We start from the raw sequence: 20,639 nt of genomic DNA on the forward strand, positions 1-20,639 counted from the left end.
GGTGTGGTGAACGTCGAGGACGACAAGGCCGAGCTTCTTGACCGCGCCGAGGGAGTGGCGCTGGCCTCCCGAGGCACCGGTGGCCCGCCGCACGCGCAGGTCGGCGAGCTGCTCGGCGCCTACTACCGCCACGTCGCGCCGGAGGACCTCGCCGGCCGCAGTCCCGAGGACGTGTACGGCGCCCTCGCCTCCCACTACGCCATCGCGACGTCGCGTCCGCAGGGCACGGCGGCGGTCCGTGTCGTCACGCCCAACCCGGTCGACGTGGGCTGGTCGGCCGGCGGTCACTCGGTCGTCGAGGTCGTCACCGACGACATGCCCTTCCTCGTCGACTCGGTGACGATGGAGCTGGCCCGGCTCGACCACAACGTGCACGTCGTCATCCACCCGAGGTTCGAGGTCACCCGTGACATCACCGGCGGGCTGCAGCGCGTCGGCGCCCTCGCCGACGGCGTGGTCGAGGAGGCCGCCCCCGACTCCCTCGAGGAGTCGTGGATGCACGTCGAGATCGAGCGCGTCGTCGAGCAGGACGAGGTGGCCGAGATCGTCGACAGCCTCCAGCGCGTGCTCCGCGACGTCCGCGAGTCGGTCGAGGACTGGCGCAAGATGGCCGATCGCGCCCTCGCGGTGGTGGCCGACATCGAGGACAACCCGCCGCCGATCTCCGCCGGTGAGATCAAGCAGAGCTGCGACTTCATCCGCTGGCTGGCCGACGACCACTTCACGTTCCTCGGCTACCGCGAGTACCGCCTCGAGTCGGTGGGCGAGGGGCCCGACGAGGAGTGGGCGCTGCGCGCCGTACCCGGCACCGGGCTGGGCGTCCTGCGCGCCGACCAGGACATGTCCTCGTCGTTCGCCAAGCTGCCGGCGCTGGTGAAGGACAAGGCGCGCGAGAAGACTCTGCTGGTGCTGGCCAAGGCCAACTCCCGCGCCACCGTGCACCGCCCGGCGTGGCTCGACTACGTCGGCGTGAAGACGTTCGACGACAACGGCGAGGTCGTCGGCGAGCGCCGCTTCCTGGGGCTCTACTCGAGCGCCGCCTACACCGAGTCGGTCACCCGCATCCCGCTGCTGCGCGAGAAGACGAGCAGCATCATGCGCAAGGTCGGCTTCGACTCGCGCAGCCACGCCGGCAAGGCGCTGATGGACACGCTCGAGAACTACCCGCGCGACGAGCTCTTCCACACACCCGCCGAGGAGCTCGCACCGACCGTCGAGGCGGTGATGTTCGCCCGCGAGCGCCGACAGCCGCGCCTGTTCGCGCGCCGCGACACCTACGGCCGCTACGTCTCCGTGCTGATCTACCTCCCGCGCGACCGCTACAACACGACCGTGCGCGAGCGCTTTGCCGACATCCTCAAGGAGCGCCTCAACGGCGACAGCGTGGAGTTCACCGCCCGCGTCAACGAGGCCATGACCGCCCGCGTCCACTTCGTCGTCCACCCCGCGAAGGGCGAGACGATCCCCGACATCGACGTCGCCGACCTCGAGCGGCGCATGGTCGAGGCCGCGCGCTCCTGGCGCGACGACTTCACCAACGCCGTCCTCGCGGAGTACGGCGAGGAGCGGGGCTCGCGCCTGTCGCGCACGTGGTCCGCGTCGTTCCCGGAGGCCTACAAGGAGGACTTCAACCCCCGCACGGGCGCCGCCGACCTCGGCCGGCTGGAGGCCATCGAGGGCGACGAGGGCATCGACCTCGCGCTGTTCGAGCAGGTCGACGCCGGGCGCGGCGAGGCCCGCCTGAAGGTGTTCCGGGTCGGGGCGCCGCTGTCGCTGAGCGCCGTCCTGCCGATGCTCGCCTCGATGGGTGTCGAAGTGGTCGACGAGCGGCCCTACGAGCTGGCCGGGCTCGGTCGCGAGTCCTACATCTACGAGTTCGGGCTGCGCTACGGCCAGCAGCTGCCCGACACCGCCCGCCAGCTCTTCGCCGACGCGCTGCGCGCGGTGTGGGAGGGCTACAACGAGACCGACGGCTTCAACGCGCTCGTGCTCGGCGCCGGGCTCACCTGGCGCCAGGCCACGGTCCTGCGCGCCTACGCGAAGTACATGAAGCAGGGCAACTCGCCGTTCGCGCTCGACTACATCGAGGAGGCGCTGCGCAACAACGTCGACATCACCCGGCTGCTGGTGGACCTCTTCGAGGCCCGGTTCGACCCGGGCAAGAGCGACCTCGCGGGTGACGCCGAGGCGCGTACGGCGCGGATCGAGGTCGTCGAGGAGAAGCTCGCCACGGCCCTCGACGACGTGGTCAGCCTCGACCACGACCGCATCCTGCGGTCCTACCTCACCCACATCCGCGCCACCCTGCGCACCAACTACTTCCAGACCACCGCGGACGGCGCGCTGCACCCCTACATGTCCTTCAAGCTCGAGCCGTCGTCGATCCCCGACCTGCCCGAGCCGCGACCGACCTACGAGATCTTCGTCTACTCGCCCCGCGTCGAGGGCGTGCACCTGCGCTTCGGCTCCGTCGCGCGCGGTGGCCTGCGCTGGTCGGACCGTCGCGACGACTTCCGCACCGAGGTGCTGGGCCTGGTGAAGGCGCAGATGGTCAAGAACACCGTGATCGTGCCGGTGGGCGCCAAGGGCGGGTTCTTCTGCAAGCAGCTGCCCGACTCCTCCGACCGTGAGGCCTGGCTGGCCGAGGGCAAGGCCTGCTACACGACCTTCATCTCCGGTCTGCTCGACATCACCGACAACCTCGTCGACGGACCCGAGGGCAGCACCGTCGTGCCGCCGGCCGGCGTCGTGCGCCACGACGGCGACGACACCTACCTCGTGGTGGCGGCCGACAAGGGCACCGCGACCTTCTCCGACATCGCCAACGGCGTGGCCGGCGACTACGGCTTCTGGCTCGGCGACGCGTTCGCCTCGGGCGGCTCGGTGGGCTACGACCACAAGGCCATGGGCATCACCGCCCGCGGCGCCTGGGTCTCGGTGCAGCGGCACTTCCGCGAGCGCGGCATCGACTGCCAGACCGAGGACTTCACCGCGGTCGGCATCGGCGACATGTCCGGCGACGTCTTCGGCAACGGCATGCTCTGCTCCGAGCACACGCGGCTCGTCGCCGCCTTCGACCACCGCGACATCTTCATCGATCCCGACCCCGATGCCGCGGTCTCCTACGCCGAGCGCAAGCGCCTCTTCGAGCTGCCGCGATCCTCGTGGCAGGACTACGACAAGAGCCTGGTCTCCGCCGGGGGCGGTGTGTGGTCGAGGGCGTTGAAGTCCATCCCGATCTCTGCCGAGGTACGCCGCGCACTGGGCCTGGCAGACGACGTCGTCAAGCTCACGCCGGCCGAGCTGATGCGGGCCGTGCTCCTCGCGCCGGTCGACCTGCTGTGGAACGGCGGTATCGGCACCTACGTGAAGTCCGCCGAGGAGGTCAACGCCGACGCCGGCGACAAGGCCAACGACGCGATCCGCGTCAACGGCGGCGAGCTGCGCGCGAAGTGCGTGGGGGAGGGCGGCAACCTCGGCCTCACCCAGCTCGGCCGCATCGAGTACGCCCGCGAGGGCTGCGGCGGCGAGGGTGGTCGGATCAACACCGACTTCATCGACAACTCGGCGGGTGTGGACACCTCCGACCACGAGGTCAACATCAAGATCCTGCTCGACAAGGTGGTCGCCGGCGGTGACATGACCCAGAAGCAGCGCAACACGCTGCTCGCCGAGATGACCGACGAGGTCGCCGACCTGGTGCTGCGCGACAACTACGAGCAGAACCTCGCCCTGGCCAACGCCGCCGCGCACGCCGTACCCCTCCTGCACGTGCACGAGGACTGGATGAAGGAGCTCGAGCGGCGCGGGGTCCTCAACCGCGACCTCGAGGCGCTGCCGGCCTCGCGCCAGGTGAAGCGCATGCTGGAGAGTGGCCGGGGCCTGTCGATGCCCGAGCTGTCGGTGCTGCTGTCGTGGACCAAGATCGTGCTGGCCGACGAGCTGCTCGCGTCCGACCTGCCCGATGACCCCTACCTCCGCGACGACCTGCTCGCCTACTTCCCCTCCCGGATGCAGGCCGACCACGTGCCGGCCATGGAGGAACACCCGCTGCGCCGCGAGATCATCGTGACCCAGGTCGTCAACGACCTGGTCAACGGCGCCGGGATGACCTTCATCCCGCGGCTCAAGGGCGAGACCGGGGCGAGCGTCGCCGACCTGACCCGGGCCAACTTCGTCGCGCGGGAGATCTTCGGGTCGCTGGCGATGCGCCACGAGATCGCCTCCTACGACAATCAGGTGCCCGCCGAGCGGCAGACCCGGATGCGGATCGAGATGCGCACCCTCGTCGAGCGCAGCTCGCGGTGGCTGGTCAACAACCGGCGGCCCCCGCTCGACTCGGTCGCGACCGTGGACTTCTTCCAGGGCCGCGTCCAGTCCGTGATGGCGGTGCTGCCGGAGCTGATGAGCGGCCAGGAGCTCGACGACTTCATCGGTCGCCGCGACCGGCTCACCACGGCCGGGGTCCCCGACGACCTGGCGACGCGCGTCGCCGTGCTCGCTCCGGCCTATGCGCTGCTCGGCATCATCGAGACGGCCGACGAGCTCGACCTCGATCCCGTCGAGGTCGCCCGGGTGCACTTCGCGCTGGGCGAGCGGCTCGGTCTGCCGGCCCTGGTGCAGCGCATCTTCGCGCTGCCGCGGGACGACCGCTGGCAGACGATGGCCAGGGCCGCGGTGCGCGACGACCTCTATGCCGTGCACCAGCAGCTCACCGCCGCCGTCATCTCCTCCACCTCGGCCGAGGACTCCGCGCCGGCGCGGGTCGCCGAGTGGGAGGACGCCGACGCCGAGCTGATCGGTCGGGCCGCCGCCACGCTGACGGAGATCTGCCGCGACGAGGCCGCCGACCTGGCCCGGCTGTCGGTGGGCCTGCGAGTGGTGCGCGGACTGCTCTCCTGACGGGAGCCCCGCCTAGAGTTGGGCGGGTGACCCTGCTGCTCCAGACCCCCCTCGCCGCGCTCTCCCGCCTGCACCGCACCCTGCGCCCGAGCGCACCGAGCCCGCTGCTCGGCGCCACCGTCCTGATCACCGGCGCCTCGTCCGGGATCGGTGAGCACACGGCGTACGCCGCAGCAAGCCGTGGCGCCCACGTCCTGCTCGTGGCCCGGCGGGCCGAGGAGCTCGACCGCGTGCGGGCCGAGGTCGAGGCTCGGGGCGGTCGCGCATCGACGTACACCGTGGACCTGACCGACGGCGAGGGTGTCGACGCACTCGTCGCGGAGGTCCTCGCCCAGCACGGTGCCGTCGACTACCTCGTCAACAACGCCGGGCGCTCGATCCGGCGCTCGCTGGAGCTGTCCTACGACCGCTTCCACGACTTCGAGCGGATGATGGCGGTCAACTTCTTCGGGCCGGTGCGGCTCACGATGGGCCTGCTGCCCGCGATGCGCGAGCAGAAGTTCGGCCACGTCGTGAACATCGTGACCTGGGGCAACCAGATCAAGGCGCCGAAGTTCGCGGCCTACATCGCAGCCAAGAGCGCGCTCGACGTCTTCGGCCGGATCATGGGGCGCGAGGCGTTCTTCGACAACGTCACCTGCACCAACGTCCGCGTCTCCCTGGTCGCGACCGACATGATCGGCCCGACGGACGCCTACAAGAACAGTCGGGCCGAGAGTCCCGAGCACTGCGCCGAGCGGATCGTGCGGGCGCTCGAGGACAGGCCGATCACCGTCGACGGCATCGTCGGCTCGGTCAGCGAGGTCTTCAACCTCGTGAGCCCGCGGCTGGCCGACTTCGTCTTCGCCGAGATGGCGCGGCGTGTCCCCGACTCCGCTGCGGCGCGCGGCGAGGTCGCAGCACAACGAGATCCCGCCCCGACCGCGTCGTAGCAGAAGCGGATGGTCCCGGACGTTCGCTGACGCGCCGTGTCCAGGACTCCAACTGCAGGCAGTTGGAGGCTCGTACGGCGTGGGCACGCTCGGCTGCGCCGTACGGCCCGCGAACTGCCTGCAGTTGAAGCCCGAGCGACCTAGCTGGCCTTCTTCGCCGCGGCCTTCTTGGCGGGAGCCTTCTTCGCGGCCTTCTTGGCCGGCGTCTTCTTCGCGGCCGGCGTCTTCTTCGCGGGCTTCTCGTCCTCGGTGTCGTCGGAGGCTGCGGGCGCCTCGCCCCGGGCCGACTTCGCGGCCGCGACCGACTTCTGCAGCGCGGCGAGCAGGTCGACGACCTCGCCGGAGGACTTGGTGGAGGTGGCGGTCTTCTTGACCTCGCCGCCCTCGATCTTCGTCTTGACCAGGGTCTCGACGGCACCGGCGTAGTCGTCCTCGAACTCCGAGGGGGCGAAGTCGCCGGCCAGGGTCTCGACGAGCATGTGGGCCATCTTGACCTCGGAGTCCTTGACGTCGCCGGGCTCGATCGTGAAGTCGGGCTGGCGGACCTCGTCGGGCCACATCATGGTCTGCAGGACGATCACGTCGTCGCGCACGCGCAGGACCGCGATCGAGGTGCGCTGGCGCAGCGCGACGGTCACGACCGCCATCCGGTCGGCATCCTGGAGCGCCTGGCGGAGCAGGGCGTAGGGCTTGGCCCCCGACTTCTCGGGCTCGAGGTAGTAGGACTTCTCGAACATCATCGGGTCGATCTGCTCGCTCGGCACGAACTTCTCGACGGCGATCTCGCGCGACGACGTCGAGGGCAGCTCGGCGAGGTCGTCGTCGGTGAGGATGACCATCTCGCCGTCCTCGGTCTCGTAGCCCTTGGCGATGTCGGAGTAGGGCACCTCCTCGCCGTCGATCGAGCAGACGCGCTGGTACTTGATCCGCCCGCCGTCCTTCGCATGGACCTGGCGGAACGAGACGTCGTGGGACTCGGTGGCCGAGTAGAGCTTCACCGGCACGTTCACGAGACCGAACGAGACAGAGCCCTTCCAGATGGCGCGCATGGTTCAAACCGTAGACCAGAACACGTTCTTGTAGGACCCTGAGCGCGTGACCGACGCCGCGCCGCCTCGCCCGCTGACCATTCCCGACGTCCTCGAGGCGATGGCCGATGCCGTCGGCGACCGCACCTTCGTCGAGACCCTCGACACCGCCTACACCTACGCGCAGGTCGACGAGCGCGCCAACCGGCTCGCCCACCACCTGCTCGCTCAGGGAATCGGGCGCGGTGACCACGTCGCCGTACACGCGCACAACCGGATCGAGTGGATCGACGCCTTCTTCGGCACGCTCAAGATCGGCGCGGTGCCGATCAACATCAACTACAAGTACCTCCGCGACGAGCTCGCCCACCTCTACGACAACGCCGACTGCGTCGCGGCCGTCATCGCGCCCGACTACGTCGAGGTCGCCGGCGACCTGCTCGCCGGGCTGAAGCACGTCCTGGTCATGGACGAGTCGTACGGCGAAGCGATGGCCGCCGCCAGCGGCGAGCGTCCCGAGGTCGACCGCTCGGACGACGACCACTACGTCATCTACACCGGCGGCACCACCGGCTCGCCCAAGGGCGTGGTCTGGCGGCAGGCCGACCTCGTCCGGGCGGCCCTCAACGCCGCGCGCTACGGCGCGCCGATCGAGTCGGTCGAGGCCCTCGCGGTGGAGGCGGCGGCCAACGAGAGCCCGATGGTGCTGATGGCCTGCGGCCCGCTGATGCACGGCGGCAGCCAGTGGATCATGGGCAACGCGCTCGTCGCCGGGCAGCAGATCGCCTACTACACGGAGCCCAACTTCGACGCCGAGCGCGTGCTTGACCTCGCCGCCAAGTCGCGCACCGTCTCGCTCGCGATGCTGGGCGACGCGATGGCCCGCCCGATCGCGGAGGCCGTGCTCGCCGAGCCGGACCGCTGGGACCTCAGCGGGCTCGCGGCGATCTCCAACGGAGCCGCACCGCTCTCGCTCGGCGTGCGCGAGGAGATCCGGGCCGCCTTCCCGGGCAAGTTCATCCTCGACTCGTACGGCGCCTCCGAGTCCGGCGCCACCGGCTCGTCGTTCGACACAGGGGACGGCGACGGGTCGGCCCGCTTCGGCGTCACCGACGAGGTGCAGGTCTTCACGCCCGACCTGACGCCGGCGGCCGTGGGGGAGCGCGGCATGCTCGGGCGCTCCGGCCCGATCCCGCTCGGCTACTACAAGGACGAGAAGAAGACGGCGGCGACCTTCAAGGAGGTCGACGGCGTCCGCTGGGTCATCCCCGGCGACTTCGCCCGGCGCGAGGAGGACGGCACGGTGACCGTGCTCGGCCGGGGCTCGGTGTGCATCAACACCGGTGGCGAGAAGGTGCACCCCGAGGAGGTCGAGGCCGTGCTGCTGCGCCACGAGGGCGTCTTCGACGCGGTCGTGGTCGGCACCCCGCACGAGCGCTGGGGCCAGCAGGTCACGGCGCTGGTGCACCGGCGCGAGGGGGCCGAGCTGACCGAGGAGGACCTGATCGCGCACGCCCACGCGCTGATCGCCAACTACAAGGTGCCCAAGCAGGTCTTCTTCGTCGAGGCCGTGCCGCGCACGCCGGTCAGCAAGGTCGACTACCCGGCCGCCACCGCGCGAGCGGTGGAGCTCACGGGCTCCTGACAGACTCACCTCCATGCGTCCGATGCTCGCCACGAAGGGCACCCACGTCCCGACCGGGACCGGCTGGTCGCACGAGGTGAAGTGGGACGGCGTGCGGATCCTCGCCGACGTCGTCGCCGGCGAGGGCGGTCGCGCGCGCCTGTTCACTCGCAACGGCAACAACGCCTCGATCGCCTGGCCCGAGATCGCGCCCAGCCCGCTCGGCGATCGTGACCTGCTCGTCGACGGCGAGATCATCGGGCTCAACGCCGACGGGCTGCCCGACTTCGGCGTCCTGCAGGAGCGGATGCACGTGCGCTCGGCGACCTCGGCGGCCCGGCTGGCCGAGCGGATCCCCGCGACCTACATGGTCTTCGACCTGCTGCGCCTCGACGGTGAGGACCTCAGCGGCCTGCCCCTGGGCGATCGCCGGGAACGGCTGGCGGGGCTCGGGCTCGACGCCTCGTGGCAGGTGCCAGCGGCGTACGACGACGGCGCGATGCTCTTCGACGCGACCCGGCAGCAGGGGCTGGAGGGGATCGTCTCCAAGCGGCTGTCCTCGCGCTACACCTTCGACGCGCGCAGCAAGGACTGGATCAAGCTGGCGCACCGGCACCGCTTCTCCTACGTCGTGGCCGGCTGGCGCCCCCAGGAGGGCACCACCGACCGGCTCGCGTCCGTGCTCGTCGGGGAGCCGACGGCCGACGGCCTGATCTACCGAGGCCGGGTCGGCAGCGGCATCGGCGGCGCCGCGTCCAAGCTGCTGTCCGAGCTGGTCAAGCCGCTCGAGGTGGGGGAGTCGCCGTTCGCCGACGAGGTTCCCCGCGAGGACGCGGCCGGCACCCACTGGGTCGAGCCGCTGGTCGTGGTGGACGTCGACTCCCACAACCGCCCGCCCGTCAAGCGCCTGCGCCAGCCGTCCTACCGCGGCGTCCGCAACGACATCGGGCCGGAGGACCTACTGACATGAACGACATCCACGTCGACGTCGACGGCCGCACGCTCAAGATCAGCAACCTCGACAAGGTGCTCTATCCGCGCACCGGCACCACCAAGGGTGAGGTGCTCAACTACTACGCCTCGATCTCCGGGGTCCTCCTCCCGCACCTCGAGGATCGCGCGGTCACCCGCATCCGCTGGCCGCACGGCGTGCAGGCGGGGAGCTTCTTCGAGAAGAACGCGCCGTCGGGCACCCCGTCGTGGGTGCGTACGGCGACGGTGCCGACCACCGGCAGCCGCGCGAGCTCGGACAGCGACACCCTGCGGTTCCCGATCTGCGACGACCTCGCGACCCTGACGTGGCTGGTCAACCTCGCCGCGCTCGAGCTGCACGTGCACCAGTGGCAGGTGACCAAGGCCGGCAAGCCACGCAAGCCCGACCGGCTCGTCATCGACCTCGACCCGGGGGAGCCGGCCGGCCTGCACGAGTGCTGCCAGGTCGCGCTCAAGGTCCGCGACGCGCTCGCCGAGCGCGACCTGTCGTGCAGTCCCGTGACCAGCGGCAGCAAGGGCCTCCACCTCTACGCCGCACTGCCCCGCAAGCTCGACAGCGACGGCACCACCGCGCTGGCCAAGGAGGTCGCCGAGGAGCTGCAGAAGGCCGACCCCGGGCTGATCACGGCGAGCATGACGAAGGCCAAGCGGCCCGGCAAGGTGTTCCTCGACTGGTCGCAGAACTCCGGCTCCAAGACCACCATCTCGCCGTACTCCATGCGCGGGCGCGAGCGCCCCACCGTGGCCACCCCCGTCACCTGGGACGAGGTCGAGCTCGGGGCGCACGACCCCCTCGGGCTGGAGCAGTTCCGCTTCGAGGAGGTCCTCGAGCGGGTGCAGGACCACGGCGACCTCTTCGACGCCTGAGGACCGATGCCGGACGCCCGGCTCCGGCGTTCAGGCTCGCTGTCACCCAATCAGCCTTATGCTCGCCGGTATGGCGCGGGTGCTGGTCGTCGAGGACGAGGAAGACATCGCATTTCCGCTCGTTCGCACGCTCGAACGAGAGGGCTACGACGTCACCTGGCTCGACTCCGGCCGCGGCGCGCTGGAGCACCTGCGGCTCGAGTCGCCCGACATCTTGATCCTCGACCTGGGGCTGCCCGACATGGACGGCCTCGACGTCTGCCGGGCCGCCCGCACCGCCGGCTTCGAGGGCGGCATCATGATCGTCACCGCCCGCGGCGGCGAGCTCGACCGCGTGGTCGGTCTGGACTTCGGGGCCGACGACTACCTCGTCAAGCCCTTCGGGCTGGCCGAGCTCCAGGCGCGGGTCCGCGCGCTGCTGCGTCGCAGCCAGTCGGGTCGTGGCGACAACCGCGTCACCACGACCGAGACCGCCTCCGGGCTCCGCGTCGACGTCGACGCCCGCCGGGTCACCATCGAGCAGGTCGAGCTCGCCCTCACGGCCAAGGAGTTCGACGTGCTCGCGCTGCTGGCCGCCAGCCGGGACAAGGTCGTCACCCGCGAGACCCTGATGAACGAGGTCTGGGACGAGAACTGGTTCGGCTCGACCAAGACGCTCGACGTGACCATCGGCCGACTGCGCAGCAAGCTCGACGAGGCCGGCGCCCGCGATCGCGTCGTGGCGATCCGTGGGGTGGGGTTCCGGCTCGAGGGCGACGGCTGAGCCCTGGTGTGACGGGTGACGCCTCGTGTGGCGTCCCCGACGCGACGTTGTCCACAGGCTGTTCTTCGCCAGTGGTGGTCTGGTCCACCCTCATTTAGCCTCTAGCCCGTAGCCGATCTCGGGACAGGGGACTACGCCATGACGCTGACGCGTCCAGACACGCACGCCGACCTCATCGAGGAGCTCGACGCGCGGGTGCGCGAGCAGGTTCGCACCGAAGGGGTCGACCCCCAGCGCGATGCACTGATCGTGCGTCGCATCGCCGAGGACGTCGTCCGCCGCCACGACGAGCGCAGCCTGACCGGTGCCGTCGTCCCGGTCGCCGATCCCGGTGCCGTCGTCGGCGAGCTGATCGCCCGGGTCTCCGGCTTCGGCGCGCTGCAGCCGTTCCTCGACGACCCCGAGGTCGAGGAGGTCTGGATCAACGACCCGAGCCGGGTCTTCATCGCCCGGCGCGGGCGGCACGAGCTGACCAACCTGATGCTGTCGGCGGCCCAGGTGCACGAGCTGATCGAGCGGATGCTGAAGTCGAGCGGTCGCCGCATCGACATCTCCCAGCCGTTCGTGGACGCGATGCTGCCCGAGGGGCACCGGCTGCACGTCGTGCTCGAGGGCATCAGCCGCGGGTTCTCGGCCGTCAACATCCGCAAGTTCGTCGTCCGGGCCCGCCGCCTCGACGACCTCGTGGAGCTCGGCAGCATGTCGGCGCAGGCCGCGGCCTTCCTCGACGCGGCGATCCGCGCCGGTCTCAACGTCCTGGTCGCCGGCGGCACCCAGGCCGGCAAGACGACCTTCCTCAACTGTCTCGCCGCCTCGATCCCCGGTGGGGACCGGGTCGTGTCCGCGGAGGAGGTCTTCGAGCTCCAGTTCAACCACCCCGACTGGGTGCCCATGCAGACCCGGCAGGCGGGCCTCGAGGGCACCGGCGAGATCCGGCTGCGCGACCTGGTCAAGGAGGCGCTGCGCATGCGCCCCAGCCGGGTCATCGTCGGCGAGGTCCGCGCCGAGGAGTGCCTGGACCTCCTGCTCGCCCTCAACGCCGGCCTGCCCGGCATGTGCACGCTGCACGCCAACAGCGCCCGCGAGGCGCTGGTCAAGATGTGCACGCTGCCGCTGCTGGCGGGCGAGAACATCTCCGCGCGCTTCGTCGTCCCGACGGTGGCGAGCTCGGTCGACCTCGTCGTGCACCTCGGCATCGACGCCCAGGGTGTCCGCCGGGTCAACGAGATCGTCTCCGTGCCCGGCCGGGTGGAGAACGACATCATCGAGGTCGAGCCCATCTTCGAGCGCGTGGGCGGCGAGCTGCGCCGCGGTGCCGGGATGCCCTCGCGGCTCGAGCGCTTCGAGCGGATCGGCATCGACCTGCACCAGATCCTCAACGGGGTCCACTGATGGGTGCGCTCGTCGGGCTCGGCACCGGCCTGGGCCTGCTGCTGATCTGGTCGGCCTTCTTCGTGCCGCGGACGCCGAAGGAGCCCAGGCCCGGCGGCGGCCGTGGACGCCAGCTGCTGGCCAGGGCCGGGCTCGGTGACGTCTCGGTCGCCAGTCTCGCGGCGTTGTGCGTCGTCTTCGCCGTGGTCGCGTTCGTCGTCATCCAGGCGGTCTCGCGCACCGTGCCGGTGTCCATCACGTTCGCGCTGATGGCGGGCTACACGCCCGTCGCCGTGGTCAAGCAGCGCGCAGCCAAGCGCCAGCGCGAGTTCGCCGAGGTCTGGCCCGACGCCGTCGACAACCTCGCCAGCGCCGTACGCGCCGGACTCTCGCTGCCCGACGCGCTCTCGGCGCTGGGCACCAACGGCCCCGAGCCGTTGCGTGACTCCTTCGACCAGTTCGCGCTCGACTACCAGGTCACCGGCCGCTTCCACGAGTCGCTCGACCGGCTCAAGGTGCGCTTGGCCGACCCCGTCGGCGACCGCGTCGTCGAGGGCCTGCGGATCGCCCGCGAGGTGGGTGGAGGTGAGCTCGGCCGGCTGCTGCGCAACCTCTCGGGCTATCTCCGCGACGAGGCGCGCACCCGCTCCGAGATGGAGTCGCGCCAGGCGTGGACGGTCAACGGCGCCCGGCTGGCCGTGGCCGCGCCCTGGGTCGTCCTGCTGCTGATGTCCTTCCAGTCCGGCTCCGTCACCGCCTACTCGTCCGGCGCGGGCGTCGTGGTGCTCGTGATCGGTGCCGTGCTGTGCCTGACTGCCTACCGGCTGATGATGCGCATCGGCCGGCTGCCCGTCGAGCGACGGATCCTGGCATGAGCGCGTCGCTGTGGGGAGCGGTGCTCGGAGCCGCAGCGGCTGCGGGGGTGCTGCTGATCGCCGCCCGGATCCTGGTGATCCGGCGCCCCCAGCTCGCGCTGCGCGTGCTGCCCTACGTCCGCGACCTGCCGCAGGTCGGGCGCACCCCCAGCCTCAAGGTCACGTCGTCGTCGCCGACGGTCGCGGCGGCCGGCATCTTCGGACCCTTCCTCCGCTCCACCGCCGACCTCGTCGAGAAGGTCCTCGGCGGTGCGACGTCGGTGCGGCGCCGCCTCGAGCGCGCAGCGATCCCCAAGACCGTGCACGAGTTCCGGATCGAGCAGGTGCTGTGGGGGCTCGCCGGCTTCGGGCTGGTGGCCGCATACTCCCTCCTCAAGGCGCTCTCGGGGTCGGTCGCGCCGATCACCTCCTTGCTGCTGTGCGGCCTGGGCTTCGTGCTCGGGGTCATGGCCCGCGACAACCGTCTCAGCTCCCAGGCGACCAACCGCGAGCGACAGATCATCACCGAGTTCCCGACGGTCGCCGAGCTGCTCGCCCTCGCGGTGGCCGCGGGCGAGAGCCCGGTCGCTGCGCTCGATCGTGTCGTACGCCGCAGCGGGGGCGAGCTGTCCGCCGACCTCAGCCGTGTGCTGGCCGACATCCGCACCGGCACCCCCGTCGCGGCCGGCTTCGACCGGCTCGCCGCCACGACCGGGTTGCCGCTCGTGGCCCGCTTCGCGACCGGCATCTCGGTCGCCATCGAGCGCGGGACTCCGCTGGCCGACGTGCTGCACGCCCAGGCCGCGGACGTGCGCGAGGCCGGTCGCCGCAACCTGATCGAGACCGCCGCCCGCAAGGAGGTCCTGATGATGGCGCCCGTCGTCTTCCTGGTCCTGCCGGTGACGGTCCTCTTCGCCTTCTTCCCCGGCGCCATCGGCCTCAGCCTGGTGGTGCCGTGAGCACCGCCGATCCACACCCACCTCTGTGCACGTCCGAACGAACCGAACGGGGAAACCGATGATCAACACCACTCTCGACCAGCTCCTGCGCCTCTACGTCGCGATGACCGAGCCTCGCCGGCGTGACGAGCGGGGAGACGTGCCCGGCTGGGTGATGGTGACCGTGATGACGGTCGGCCTGGCGATCGTGATCTTCGGCTTCGCCGAAGAGCCGCTCAAGGCCCTGCTGACTCGCGCGTTCGACTCGGTCAAGTAGCCCGATGCTCGGCTGCCTCCGATCCCGCACGAGGTCAGAGCGTGGCAGCGCGGTGGTGGACTTCGTGATGATCCTGCTGGTCCTGCTCCCGCTGTTCGCCGGGTTGCTCCAGCTCGCGCTCGTCCTGCACGTGCGCAACACGCTCTCCTCCGCCGCGGCCGAGGGGGCGCGTCGCGCGGCCGTCGTCGGGGCGACGGCCGACGACGGCAGGGCGAAGGCGGCCGAGCAGATCGTGGGCACCCTCAACGAGAAGTTCGCCCAGGACATCGACATCCAAGGCACGACGATCGGTGGTGCGCCCGCCTACAAGGTCGTGATCGTCGCCGAGGTCCCGGCGCTCGGACTGGGCGGACCGGCGATCCGCCTCGAGGTCAGTGGCAACGCGATCATCGAGTCGCCATGAGGATTCGGGCTGACGAGCAGGGGAGTGCGCTCGTCGAGTTCTGCTGGGTCGGGCTGATCCTCTTCATCCCGATCACCTGGATCGTCATCTCCGTGTTCGAGGTGCAGCGCGGCGCCTTCGCCGTCAACGGCGCGGCCCGGGCGGCGGCGCGCGCCTATGCGCTGGCGCCGGACGACGCGACCGGTGCCGCCCGGGCGCAGGCGGTCGTCGACCAGACGCTCGCCGACCAGGGCGGCGACGGGCAGACCGGCAAGGTGCACGTGTCGTGCGTCCCCTTCCCGAAGAACTGTCACACCGGCACCTCGATGATCACCGTCCGGATCGCCTCCGGGGTCACGCTGCCGTTCCTGCCCGCGGTGCTCGGCGACCAGCGGGACTCGTTCAAGCTGACGGCGACGCACACCGTGCCGATCGGCCAGTTCGTCGCCGTACCCCACGAAGAGCAAGGGGTCGAGGAGTGAGGCGCCGCGACGAGCGTGGCTCGACGATCCCGCTCATCGTCGGTCTCGCGGCCGTCCTGCTGATGGGCGTCGCCCTGGTCGTCAACGCGTCGTCCGCCTATCTCCAGCGGCAGGCGCTGGACACCCTGGCCGACGGCGCGGCGCTGCGCGGGGCCGACCTCGGCGCTGCGGGTGTGTACGGCGAGGGCCTGGACGTCGAGCGGTTGCTGCAGGAGAAGGGGGCCGTCGAGAAGGTCGTGGTCGCCTACCTGCAGTCCATCGGGGCGGACAGGACCTACCCCGGCCTCGAGGTCGACGCCCGGGTGAACGTCGTCGACCGGTCGGTGACCGTGACCCTGAGTGCGCCCGTCGACCTGCCGATGCGCATCCCGGGAAGTCCGACGAAACCCGTCGTCGGGGCGAGCAGCACCGCCGCCGTGACGGTCCAGGGCAACTGAGCGACAACTAATCGACCCACCGGCGCATCCCTCTTGCAGCAGCCCACAACGGGCGACACTGACAGGGGGAATCCCATGAACCGATTCATCACCGCCGGCGCCGGTCTCGCACTGATCGCCACCCCGCTCGTTGCCACCACGGCCACCGCGAGCGACACCACCGCCGAGCGCAAGGTGGCCTACTCGGTCACCGCCAAGATCAACAAGACGATGGCGATCGCCGACGAGGACGTCGTGAAGATCCGCGGCAAGGTCAGCCCGAAGGCCGTCGGCGACAAGGTCGTCCTGCAGCAGCGCATGGACGGCAAGAAGAAGTGGGCGGTCTCCGGCAAGGCCAAGATCAAGGCCAACGGCACGTTCCTGCTCAAGGACGAGCCGAGCACCGCCGGCACCCGGTTCTACCGCGTGCTCAAGCCGGCCGCGGGCAGCATCAAGAAGGGCGTGAGCCAGGAGCTCGAGCTCGTGGTCTACGGCTGGGAGAAGCTCGGCTACCGCTCCCGCGGGCCGGCCACCAATGTGTTCGTCACCAACGCCGTGATCGCCACCGAGAACTACGCCGCCAGCATCGTGACCGACAAGACCGGCACGCCGTCGTCGGTGGAGTACACGCTGGGCAAGAAGTGCCTCAAGCTGCGCGCGAGCTACGCCCTCACCGACGACTCCGCCAGCGACAGCACCGGCATCGCGGCCCTCAAGGTCGACGGCAACGTTGCCTTCGCCTCCGGCCTCGCGATCGGCCAGCTCGTCGAGGACCACGAGGTCAACATCACCGACGCGTTCCGGATCAGCTACGAGCTGACCGCCACGGCCACCGCCGCCGACAAGGTCTCCAGGGTCGCCGTCGCCACGCCCGAGGTGCTCTGCACCAAGTAGCCCGAGAGCTCGCTCCCCCTTCCCACTCGGGAGCGTTCAAGTCGGGCCCGCACCGCCCGACGGAGCCGCCCGGAGTCGCCCGAGAAGTCGGGTCGGCTCCGGGCGGCTCGCCGAATCGACGGCCCATGGCCCGCCCCGTAGTGTTGCCCTTTGTGGCAGGCACCGACTTCGACCAAGAGATCAAGCAGCTCCAGGCGACCATGAAGACCATCGGCCAGGTCCTCGACCTGGACAAGATGCGCGAGGAGATCGCCGACCTCGGCGACCAGGTCGCCGCCCCCGACCTGTGGGACGACGTCGACAGCGCCACCCGCATCACCGGCCGGCTCTCGGCCCTCCAGGGTGAGCTGGACAAGTTCACCGGCCTCGAGGGCCGCATCGAGGACCTCGCGCTGATGGTCGAGATGGCCCAGGAGGAGGGTGACGACGCCACCCTCGAGGACTCCCAGCTGGAGCTCGACCGGATCAAGAAGTCCGTCGAGTCCCTGGAGATCCGCACTCTCCTCTCCGGTGAGTACGACGTCCGCGAGGCGCTGGTCAGCATCCGCGCCGGTGCTGGTGGTGTGGACGCGGCCGACTTCGCCGAGACCCTGATGCGGATGTACATCCGCTGGGCCGAGCAGCACAAGTACCCCGTCGAGGTCTTCGAGACGTCCTACGCCGAGGAAGCCGGCCTGAAGTCCGCGACCTTCGCCATCCACGCGCCCTACGCCTACGGCACGCTGTCCGTCGAGGCCGGCACCCACCGCCTCGTGCGGATCAGCCCCTTCGACAACCAGGGCCGTCGCCAGACCTCCTTCGCGGCGGTCGAGGTCGTGCCGGTGCTCGAGCAGACCGACGAGATCGACATCCCCGACGAGGAGATCCGCACCGACGTCTACCGCTCCGGCGGTCCCGGCGGCCAGTCCGTCAACACGACCGACTCCGCGGTGCGCCTCACCCACATCCCCACCGGCACCGTCGTGTCCTGCCAGAACGAGAAGTCGCAGCTGCAGAACAAGGCATCCGCGATGGTCGTGCTCAAGGCCAAGCTCCTCGCCCTGAAGAAGGCCGAGGAGAAGGCCCACCTCGACGGCATGCGCGGCGACGTCCAGGCCTCGTGGGGCGACCAGATGCGCAACTACGTGCTGAACCCCTACCAGATCGTCAAGGACCTGCGGACCGGCTACGAGTCGGGCAACCCCACCTCGGTCTTCGACGGCGACCTCGACGGCTTCATCGAGGCCGGCATCCGCTGGCGCAAGGCCGCCGAGAAGGCCGACGCCTGATCCGCTGACCGCAACGTCATGGGGACTGGCTGTTCGAACAGCCAGATCTCATGACGTACGGCGCAGCGCCGGCGCGCCCCTACTCCGCCGGGCCCCAGGGGACCGCGAGGGCGCGGGTGAGATCACGCCCGACTCGCTCTCCGACCCCGTCCGGCAACGGCGTGGCCGCGCCGTTGACCGAGTAGGCCATGTTCCGGTCCTCGTTGGCCGCCAGCCAGATCGCACCGTGGCCGTCCTCGACGTCGAGCTCGAAGGTGAACAAGAGGACGCCGTCCGCCAGGGCGGTCTCGGTCATCGTGGTGACGGCGCAGTCGCGGAGCTGGGCCACCGCCTCCTGCATCCAGCGGGCAGCCTCCGGCCCGGGCTCGAGGTAGCCCTTGATCTCGTAGTGCCTGCCACCGTCGCGTTCACCTGACGACCCTCCTGCCGTTCCCCTGCCCCCGGGCAGGCACGGCACCTGAGGCGGCACCACGCCGCTCGCACGTTCGGCTGCGCGCCACCCGTCCAGGGCGGACGCGAGGTCGCGCTCGTCGAAGAGTGGCAGGTGCGGCCGCTGCTTCACGTCGGGGACTGATTGCGGGTGCTCCAGCACCTGGGCGGATCCATCGAGCATCCCCGCGACGAGGACGTCACTGAGCGTGTCGACCGCGTCGTCGCTCGCCACACCCGCAGCGGAGGTCAGCCACAAGCTGCCGACGGTGTTGCCCGAGCGTGCGACCCAGACATCGGTCAGGGCCGCGCCGCCGTCGTCCGATCGGTCCGACACGGAGTAGTGCCGCACCGCGGTCCCGTCCGGATAGTCGGGAGCCGTCGTCTCCGTGACATCTGCTCCCGGACAACGAGTCAGCGGAGCGTTGAGGGCCTTCCACGCACTCTCCGCGGACGTCGCGCTGTCGAAGGTCAGGAAGAGTGGCATCGCGCTCGACTCATGGCCACCACCGAAGTTGGAGCGGCGCAGCTCAGTCGGCTCAGGGTGTTCGTCGCTCCCCATGAGGCAGCCCGGCTGCGACCATGGGCCGCCGGGTTCGTCGCTCCACCCGGAGATCCACCCGCGAGTCGCGTCGTTCAGCGCGGCTGCGTCCAGCGGCGCGGACTCCGGGAGACCGTCGGCGAACTCGACCCCGGACCGGTCGAGCAGCAGTGTCGGCACCGCGACACCGGCCACGGCGACGGCAGCGGCCAGGGCGACGGTCGCGATCGCCGTACGGCGACGACGGCGGGCCTGCTCGATGGCGTGGACGGCGGACGGGGGAGACGTGCGGTCCATGACGTCGTGGGCAAGCGCGTCGAAGGCGCGGTCGAGGTCGAAGATGTCAGGCATGAGTGGGTGCTCCGTTCTCGGAAGGCTCGGAGGAAGTCAGCAGGACGGCGAGGGCCGCGCGACCACGCGAGAGACGGGCCTTGATGGTGCCCTCGGGGCAGCCCTCGATCCGGGCGACCTCGGCGACGGGCAGCTCGCCGAGGTGGTGCAGCACCAGCGCCCGTCTCTGTGCCTCGGGCAGAGTGCGCAGCGCCTGGACCAGCACGACGGACGTCTCGTCCGGCGCGGCGGCCGATTCGGGATGGCGAGTCCGCGACAGGAAGTTCATCGCCGTCTTCGTACGGCGCCAGCGACTGACCGCCAGCCGGCTGGTCACCTGCCGGACCCACGCGCCGGGGTCGTCGTAGGACCGCAGCGTGGACCAGCGCGGCCAGGCCCGGCTGTAGGCCTCCTGGGCGAGGTCCTCGGCGACACCGAGATCGCCGGTCATGGCATAGGCCACAGCCACGGTGCGTCGCCAGGTGGCGTCGTAGAACGCGGAGAAGTCGCGCTCTGGATCCATCTCGTCCCCCGAGTCAGGTGGCGACCCGGTGGCCGCCGATGCACAGGACACGTCCGGCCGCGCCTCCGGGTTGCATTGTCGCCTCAGGCAGTCCGCAGCGCTTCGAGTACGGCGACGCACCACTCGCCGACGCGTGCGGCACGCTCCTCGCGCGACCCGCGGAGGCCGCTGAGCTCGCAGGCGACCCAGGCGCTGCCGACGAGGCCGTAGACGCCGGTGCGACCGTCTGCGTCCGGGCACTGCTGCGCGACGCTGGGGGAGCCGAGGTCGGCAGCGGCGGTGAGCCGCTCACATCCCTGGCCCGGGGTCTCCCGGACGAAGTCGCGGGCTCGCTGCGGCGAGACGGGCGGCGCGAAGACCCACGCCCGGGCCGTCGCCGACGAGCCCTGCCACGAGCAGCCGAACTCGTCGCTGATGTCGCGGCTCCCGGGCAGCCGGCGCCCCGGCTGCCACGTATCCGTCCCGGTCGCCTCGCCGTCCAGTGCCGCCATGACCGCGGGCTCGGCGACCCTGGCGCAGAAGTCGTCCGGCGTCAGCGTGAGGCCGGAGGTGTCGTAGTCCGTGAGCGGTGTCGACTCCGCGGTGGGCTCGGCCGTGGGCTGCTGCGGCGCGGGATCGCCCGTGCACCCGGCGAGCGCCACGAGTAGGCCGACCGTGGTCACGGTCGCCGTCAGGGCGCGGCGCCGGCGCATCGGCGTACGGGATGAGACAGGCACCACGCCACCCTAGGTGTTCTGTCCACGGAGGTTAGGCAGCGGCTCTAGACACAGGTGAAGGCCTCCGGGTGAGGTGTGGAGCAGCGACGCATCTCACCGAACCGGAGGC

Annotated in this window: 19 protein-coding genes; 15 read left to right on the forward strand and 4 right to left on the reverse strand. The window is 70.6% G+C overall.

The window, feature by feature from the left end:
- Positions 1-3: 3 nt before the first annotated feature.
- Together C9J87_RS03220 and C9J87_RS03225 are read left to right on the forward strand one after the other, a co-directional pair.
- Entirely contained in the window at positions 4-4,902 is a 4,899-nt protein-coding gene (locus tag C9J87_RS03220; RefSeq protein WP_107704699.1) for an NAD-glutamate dehydrogenase, read from the forward strand.
- A gap of 26 nt (positions 4,903-4,928) precedes the next feature.
- Entirely contained in the window at positions 4,929-5,834 is a 906-nt protein-coding gene (locus C9J87_RS03225; protein ID WP_198652238.1) for an SDR family NAD(P)-dependent oxidoreductase, read from the forward strand.
- A 140-nt stretch (positions 5,835-5,974) separates the two neighbouring features.
- Here the strand turns inward: C9J87_RS03225 and ku are convergent, their stop codons facing one another.
- Positions 5,975-6,883: a non-homologous end joining protein Ku gene (gene ku, locus C9J87_RS03230; protein WP_107704700.1), complete on the reverse strand. Its 909-nt coding sequence runs from the start codon at positions 6,881-6,883 to the stop codon at positions 5,975-5,977.
- Between the two features lie 46 nt (positions 6,884-6,929).
- Here ku and C9J87_RS03235 point away from each other — a divergent pair, with 46 nt between their 5' ends.
- The 13 genes from C9J87_RS03235 to prfB all read left to right on the forward strand — a co-directional run bounded on the left by C9J87_RS03235 (position 6,930) and on the right by prfB (position 17,991).
- On the forward strand, positions 6,930-8,507 hold the full coding sequence (locus C9J87_RS03235; RefSeq protein WP_107704701.1) for an AMP-binding protein: 1,578 nt from the start codon (positions 6,930-6,932) through the stop codon (positions 8,505-8,507).
- 13 nt (positions 8,508-8,520) lie between these two features.
- Positions 8,521-9,456: a non-homologous end-joining DNA ligase gene (gene ligD, locus C9J87_RS03240; protein ID WP_107704702.1), complete on the forward strand. Its 936-nt coding sequence runs from the start codon at positions 8,521-8,523 to the stop codon at positions 9,454-9,456.
- Positions 9,453-10,346, forward strand: coding sequence for a non-homologous end-joining DNA ligase (gene ligD, locus C9J87_RS03245; protein ID WP_010831911.1), 894 nt, complete (start codon positions 9,453-9,455; stop codon positions 10,344-10,346). Before ligD (C9J87_RS03240) ends, ligD (C9J87_RS03245) begins: the two co-directional genes overlap by 4 nt.
- 70 nt (positions 10,347-10,416) lie before the next feature.
- Positions 10,417-11,109 (forward strand): response regulator transcription factor, encoded by a 693-nt coding sequence (locus C9J87_RS03250; protein ID WP_010831912.1) that lies wholly within the window; start codon positions 10,417-10,419, stop codon positions 11,107-11,109.
- 138 nt (positions 11,110-11,247) lie between these two features.
- Complete coding sequence (locus tag C9J87_RS03255) at positions 11,248-12,501, forward strand: CpaF family protein (RefSeq protein WP_107704703.1); 1,254 nt, start codon at positions 11,248-11,250, stop codon at positions 12,499-12,501.
- Positions 12,501-13,355: a type II secretion system F family protein gene (locus tag C9J87_RS03260; protein ID WP_010831972.1), complete on the forward strand. Its 855-nt coding sequence runs from the start codon at positions 12,501-12,503 to the stop codon at positions 13,353-13,355. Before C9J87_RS03255 ends, C9J87_RS03260 begins: the two co-directional genes overlap by 1 nt.
- Positions 13,352-14,293 carry a type II secretion system F family protein gene (locus C9J87_RS03265; RefSeq protein ID WP_107704704.1) on the forward strand — a complete coding sequence of 314 codons (942 nt, stop codon included), beginning with the start codon at positions 13,352-13,354 and terminating at the stop codon, positions 14,291-14,293. The genes C9J87_RS03260 and C9J87_RS03265 overlap by 4 nt, the downstream gene beginning before the upstream one ends.
- 58 nt (positions 14,294-14,351) lie before the next feature.
- Positions 14,352-14,549 (forward strand): hypothetical protein, encoded by a 198-nt coding sequence (locus C9J87_RS03270; protein ID WP_036490243.1) that lies wholly within the window; start codon positions 14,352-14,354, stop codon positions 14,547-14,549.
- A 67-nt stretch (positions 14,550-14,616) separates the two neighbouring features.
- Complete coding sequence (locus C9J87_RS03275; protein ID WP_232211618.1) at positions 14,617-14,952, forward strand: TadE/TadG family type IV pilus assembly protein; 336 nt, start codon at positions 14,617-14,619, stop codon at positions 14,950-14,952.
- A complete protein-coding gene (locus C9J87_RS03280) occupies positions 14,949-15,413 on the forward strand; it encodes a hypothetical protein (protein ID WP_010831974.1) in 465 nt (154 codons plus the stop codon). The genes C9J87_RS03275 and C9J87_RS03280 overlap by 4 nt, the downstream gene beginning before the upstream one ends.
- Entirely contained in the window at positions 15,410-15,850 is a 441-nt protein-coding gene (locus C9J87_RS03285) for a Tad domain-containing protein (RefSeq protein ID WP_010831975.1), read from the forward strand. The genes C9J87_RS03280 and C9J87_RS03285 overlap by 4 nt, the downstream gene beginning before the upstream one ends.
- A 75-nt stretch (positions 15,851-15,925) precedes the next feature.
- Positions 15,926-16,723 carry a hypothetical protein gene (locus C9J87_RS03290; protein ID WP_107704705.1) on the forward strand — a complete coding sequence of 266 codons (798 nt, stop codon included), beginning with the start codon at positions 15,926-15,928 and terminating at the stop codon, positions 16,721-16,723.
- Positions 16,724-16,875: 152 nt separating this feature from the next.
- A complete protein-coding gene (prfB, locus tag C9J87_RS03295) occupies positions 16,876-17,991 on the forward strand; it encodes a peptide chain release factor 2 (protein ID WP_010831976.1) in 1,116 nt (371 codons plus the stop codon).
- Between the two features lie 79 nt (positions 17,992-18,070).
- On the opposite strand, the gene C9J87_RS03300 is transcribed toward prfB, so the two are convergent.
- The 3 genes from C9J87_RS03300 to C9J87_RS03310 all read right to left on the reverse strand — a co-directional run bounded on the left by C9J87_RS03300 (position 18,071) and on the right by C9J87_RS03310 (position 20,530).
- Complete coding sequence (locus C9J87_RS03300) at positions 18,071-19,312, reverse strand: hypothetical protein (protein WP_107704706.1); 1,242 nt, start codon at positions 19,310-19,312, stop codon at positions 18,071-18,073.
- Positions 19,305-19,814, reverse strand: coding sequence for a SigE family RNA polymerase sigma factor (locus C9J87_RS03305; protein ID WP_107704707.1), 510 nt, complete (start codon positions 19,812-19,814; stop codon positions 19,305-19,307). Before C9J87_RS03305 ends, C9J87_RS03300 begins: the two co-directional genes overlap by 8 nt.
- Before the next feature lie 83 nt (positions 19,815-19,897).
- Positions 19,898-20,530 (reverse strand): hypothetical protein, encoded by a 633-nt coding sequence (locus C9J87_RS03310; protein WP_157953105.1) that lies wholly within the window; start codon positions 20,528-20,530, stop codon positions 19,898-19,900.
- Positions 20,531-20,639: the final 109 nt, after the last annotated feature.

The organism is Nocardioides allogilvus (genome assembly GCF_003047285.1).
In the GTDB taxonomy this organism is placed as follows: Bacteria; Actinomycetota; Actinomycetes; order Propionibacteriales; family Nocardioidaceae; genus Nocardioides; species Nocardioides allogilvus.